The 1,930-nt window shown below is 67.5% G+C and carries 1 protein-coding gene and 1 pseudogene; both read left to right on the top strand.

The window, feature by feature from the left end:
- Positions 1–1,308 (top strand): annotated as a pseudogene (locus AB0958_RS45005) (alpha-1,4-glucan--maltose-1-phosphate maltosyltransferase); the annotation flags it as partial.
- Positions 1,305–1,930: alpha-amylase family glycosyl hydrolase (locus tag AB0958_RS45000; RefSeq protein WP_366896274.1), on the top strand; the 626-nt coding region annotated here is incomplete at its 3' end. The pseudogene AB0958_RS45005 and the gene AB0958_RS45000, both read left to right, overlap by 4 nt.

Genomic DNA, 1,930 nt, shown 5'->3' with positions numbered 1-1,930 from the left:
CGGCTGCCCGCCATCGCGGCGATGGGCTTCGACGTCGTCTACCTCCCCCCGATCCACCCGATCGGGACCACCTTCCGCAAGGGCCGCAACAACACCCTCACGCCGACCCCCGAGGACGTCGGCGTGCCGTGGGCGATCGGCTCGCCGGAGGGCGGCCATGACGCGGTGCACCCGGAGCTGGGCACGATCGAGGACTTCCGGTGGTTCGTGGCCGAGGCCGGCCGCCACGGTCTGGAGATCGCGCTGGACTTCGCGTTGCAGTGCTCGCCGGACCACCCCTGGGTGCAGAAGCACCCGGACTGGTTCCACCACCGGCCGGACGGCACCATCGCCTACGCCGAGAACCCGCCGAAGAAGTACCAGGACATCTACCCCATCGCCTTCGACGCCGACATGGACGGCCTGATCGCCGAGACGGTCCGGGTCCTGCGGCACTGGATGGACTGCGGGGTGCGGATCTTCCGCGTCGACAACCCCCACACCAAGCCCGTGGTGTTCTGGGAACGCGTCATCGCCGAGATCAACACGGCCGACCCGGACGTCATCTTCCTCGCCGAGGCCTTCACCCGCCCCGCGATGATGCGCACCCTCGCCCAGATCGGCTTCCAGCAGTCCTACACCTACTTCACCTGGCGCACCACCAAGCAGGAACTCACCGAGTACGCCACCGAACTCGCCCAGGACAGCGCCGCCTACATGCGGCCGAACTTCTTCGCCAACACCCCCGACATCCTGCACGCCTACCTCCAGCACGGCGGCCGCCCCGCCTTCGAGGTCCGGGCCGTGCTCGCCGCCACCCTCTCCCCCACCTGGGGCATCTACAGCGGCTACGAACTCTGCGAGAACACCCCGCTCAAGGAGGGCAGCGAGGAGTACCTCGACTCGGAGAAGTACCAGCTCAGGCCCCGGGACTGGGAGCGCGCGGAGACGGAGGGCATCGCCCCGCTCATCACCCGCCTCAACACCGTCCGGCGCGCCAGCCCGGCGCTGCGGCAACTGCGCGACCTCCACTTCCACCACGCCGACAAGGAAGCGGTGATCGTCTACAGCAAGCGGAGCGGTTCGAACACGGTTCTGGTGGTCGTCAACCTCGACCCCCACCACACCCAGGAGGCCACGGTCTCGTTGGACATGCCGCAACTCGGCCTGAACTGGCACGAGTCGGTGCCGGTGCGCGACGAGCTCACCGGCGAAACCTTCAACTGGGGCAGGACCAACTACGTGCGCCTCGACCCGGGGCACCGGGCCGCGCACATCCTCACCGTCCTGCGACCGTCCCCGCAGATCGGAGGGTCACCCACAACATGATCGTCAACGAACCCGTCCCGGACACCTTCGAGGACACTCCCGCCAAGGACCGGGACCCCGACTGGTTCAAACGTGCGGTCTTCTACGAGGTCCTGGTGCGCTCCTTCCAGGACAGCAACGGCGACGGCATCGGCGACCTCAAGGGCCTGACCGCCAAGCTCGACTACCTCCAGTGGCTCGGCGTCGACTGCCTCTGGCTGCCGCCCTTCTTCAAGTCCCCGCTGCGGGACGGCGGTTACGACGTCTCCGACTACACCGCGGTGCTCCCCGAGTTCGGCGACCTGGCCGACTTCGTGGAGTTCGTGGACGCCGCCCACCAGCGCGGGATGCGCGTCATCATCGACTTCGTCATGAACCACACCAGCGACCAGCACCCGTGGTTCCAGGAGTCCAGAAGGGACCCGGACGGCCCCTACGGCGACTACTACGTCTGGGCGGACGACGACAAGCAGTACCAGGACGCGCGGATCATCTTCGTCGACACCGAGGCGTCCAACTGGACCTACGACCCGGTCCGCAAGCAGTACTACTGGCACCGCTTCTTCTCCCACCAGCCGGACCTCAACTACGAGAACCCACCGGAGGGCCAGCCGCAGGGACTCATTCTCGGGAGTCGCATCGT

Origin of the sequence: Streptomyces sp. NPDC006655, assembly GCF_040703965.1 — a bacterium.
GTDB lineage: Bacteria > Actinomycetota > Actinomycetes > Streptomycetales > Streptomycetaceae > Streptomyces.
Note: the sequence above shows the minus strand (reverse complement) of the source record. Positions and strands in the feature narration are given on the sequence as shown.